Origin of the sequence: Acinetobacter sp. YH16052 (genome assembly GCF_013417155.1) — a bacterium.
Classification (GTDB): domain Bacteria; phylum Pseudomonadota; class Gammaproteobacteria; order Pseudomonadales; family Moraxellaceae; genus Acinetobacter.
Genome location: NZ_VPEO01000087.1, coordinates 1 through 2,774, shown reverse-complemented (window position 1 = coordinate 2,774; position 2,774 = coordinate 1). Strand labels below are relative to the sequence as shown.

Annotated in this window: 2 protein-coding genes and 2 pseudogenes; 2 read left to right on the top strand and 2 right to left on the bottom strand. The window is 39.1% G+C overall.

Annotated elements, in window-relative coordinates; all coding sequences use genetic code 11:
- Together FTV42_RS16105 and FTV42_RS16100 are read left to right on the top strand one after the other, a co-directional pair.
- Positions 1-115, top strand: a pseudogene (locus FTV42_RS16105) (IS5/IS1182 family transposase); the annotation flags it as partial.
- The gene (locus FTV42_RS16100; RefSeq protein WP_257223474.1) at positions 112-1,179 is read left to right on the top strand and encodes a LuxR C-terminal-related transcriptional regulator; all 1,068 of its coding nucleotides are present in this window, start codon (positions 112-114) and stop codon (positions 1,177-1,179) included. The pseudogene FTV42_RS16105 and the gene FTV42_RS16100, both read left to right, overlap by 4 nt.
- 38 nt (positions 1,180-1,217) lie before the next feature.
- Here the strand turns inward: FTV42_RS16100 and FTV42_RS16095 are convergent, their stop codons facing one another.
- The gene (locus FTV42_RS16095; RefSeq protein ID WP_180039196.1) at positions 1,218-2,381 is read right to left on the bottom strand and encodes a hypothetical protein; all 1,164 of its coding nucleotides are present in this window, start codon (positions 2,379-2,381) and stop codon (positions 1,218-1,220) included.
- A gap of 257 nt (positions 2,382-2,638) precedes the next feature.
- Positions 2,639-2,774 (bottom strand): annotated as a pseudogene (locus FTV42_RS16090) (IS5/IS1182 family transposase); the annotation flags it as partial.

Sequence of the window (2,774 nt, the reverse complement as noted above, 5' to 3'; positions counted from 1 at the left end):
GTTTGCGAGATTGAAGCATTTCCGAGCGATTGCAACCCGATTTGATAAGCTTGCACGAAATTACCAGTCTATGATTTACATTGCTTGCATGTTTATTTGGTGTAAAGCCAAATGAGGACACGCCCTAAAAGTAAGAGTGCAATTTTTACCGGTCTGGATCAGCTTAATCCAGGCTATGACTTTGTCTATACGCACAATATCCCGAATGAAAGTCTGGCCGCTTATCAAGAGGAGCGTATCAGAGTGATTGATATGAAACTGCATATGCCCTTATGGAATGCGATCGAGATGGGCGATGCTTTAAGTCATAACTGTCAGCACTATGCAGAACAGCCGGGTACGGATCACTATGTGTTCTATGAGAAGTGTTTAAAGCCTGGCGGTGTATCTTATCTGGCGGGAGTATTGCTGGATCGGGGGAATTATCGTTGGGCGGTACTGGGTATTCATCGTGCACCTGAAGTACAGCCTTTTGAACAGCCTGAGCTGGATTTTCTAAGACGTATCAGTATTCATTTACGCCGGGCTTTGCAAATTCACCGGCAAATCAACTTGATTCAGCAAGATAATTTAAGCTTGTATACCGTATTGGACAGTTTAAAAACCGGAATTGTACTGCTCGATCAAAACCTGTGTTTAAGTTATTCCAATCCTGTTGCGCAAAAGATGCTTGATCAAAGTTCATGTCTGGATCTGGATATACATAACCGTCTAAAAACCAATTATGCTCAGCAGATACGTTTTGATCAGCTATTAGAAAGTGCTTTGCTGGAAAATACGACCATTCAGACTGAAGTGGGTGGAGTCTTGGCGTTGAGTGATGGGGCAGGCTCACAATTCATGCTGACGGTGGTGCCCTTTAAGAAATTAAGAAATATGCAACATTTACAGTCTGCTCAGCATCAGATTGCCTTATTTATGACGGATAAAAACCAGCATTATTCCCTGTCAAGAACTTACCTACAACAGTGTTACCAGCTTTCCAAACGAGAGTTTGATTTATGTGAGTTGTTAATTAATGGTTATAAAATAGAAGATATTGCAGAACAGTGTGGCATTACGCTGAGTTCGGTACGGACGTATTTTAAAAATATTTATGAAAAAACCCAATGTTGTTCGCAAATCGAACTGATGCATTTATTGATGGGTTGTACCATTCAATTTGAACATATTGATTAAACCGGCCTGAATTTCATATTCAAGCCGGTTTATATGGGTTATTTAACACGTTGTAAAGTTACAGGATCTTCACCTTGCGGATGTAAGATAAGATTGTTGTTAGATATATTGATGCTTGCAATTGTCTTGCTGCCATTTGAACTATCTTGTAATCCACCACACTCGTTGGTATCGAATAATACCTCGGTTGTGGTGAGAGTATTTGCTGACAATGTATATTTGCCATATTCAATTCCTGGCCAACCACAGTCATCTCCACCTTCAGTGTCTAGGAAGAAATAATAGTTGTTATCAAAGAAAGCAAATAGGTGCGTTTCATTGAGTCGCCACGTGCCGACGAGACTATTAGACTGCTTAACCCGATTTAAACGGTATTCAGTACTAACGCCTGGTTCAGTAAGAATTAATTGAGTTCCATTATAGTTTAAAGAATAAGGTTTATTCTCGGCAGGATGTGAAAGTCCCCATTCACCATTGGTGTCATGCAGGATTTCCGGTTCAATCACGGTTGTTGTTGCATTCCATTTTAAGCGGCCCATTTCAATGCCTGCTTGACCACTCTCATCTTTTGCTTCTGCTTCACCTAGTGCATAGCGTCCATCTTCCAGAATGTGAATCAACACAGCAGTGTTATCGGTACGGTTAATCTCCCACGTACCGGCAATATCTTTATAGAAGGTCGTTTGGAAGTGTGCTTTAGCGTCCTCTTCATTCACTAACTTTCCTTCAGGAATTACTGTTTTGACAATGGCTTCATTTTTAAAGTCATTATAAGGTTGGTCAAAATTAATACTCTGGTTTTTTAAGGCATCTGTAGTGGCCGTACTAATTTGAAGTTTGTCATCTTTATCATCTCCATCTAAGGATTGTAAAAATACCAGTAAGTTAAGGCGAGCATTTTCAGTCTCAGCTAAATCCAAAGGGGTAACACGTTCTTTGGCTTCAATTTCATCACCGAGTTGAACATCACCAATATAAAATTTAACCGTTTCTCCTTCATTGAAGTTAAATTCACCATCGTCATTGGTAAAACTTGTAGCACCACTACTTGTGACATAGCGTACTCCAGAAATCACAGCATCCGTCAGCACCCCTGTCTGGGTTCCAATATTACTTGCAGGAGGTGTACTTGAGTTATCATCCGAACCGCCGCAGGCACTAAGTAACCCCGCTAAAGCAAGGCAAAGTAAAGTTTTTTTCATTAGAATCTTCCTGAAATTTATAATGTGGATTCAGTATAAAAAGACCCCCATATTTGCCATATCCCAAAATTAGGAGGTCAAGAGCTTTTTAATGCATGAATTCTTTAAATTGGAAAGAAATTCCTATTTATATGGGGAAGCAATCTGAACTATCCGTAAATTGATGTGTGAGATAAGTTGAAGGCGGTAAAAATAATCAACTATTCATTTAAAAATTCTAATTAGGGTCTGTTGACACTTACTGTTCATAATTAACCCTATAAAGATAGCCATAAAAATATACAGGCTAAAGCAACAGAACTTTGATAATTTCTTTTGAGCTTGTCATATCGAGTAGCTATTCCTCTAAATTGCTTTAATCTACAAAACATATTTTCAACTAAATGCCTGATT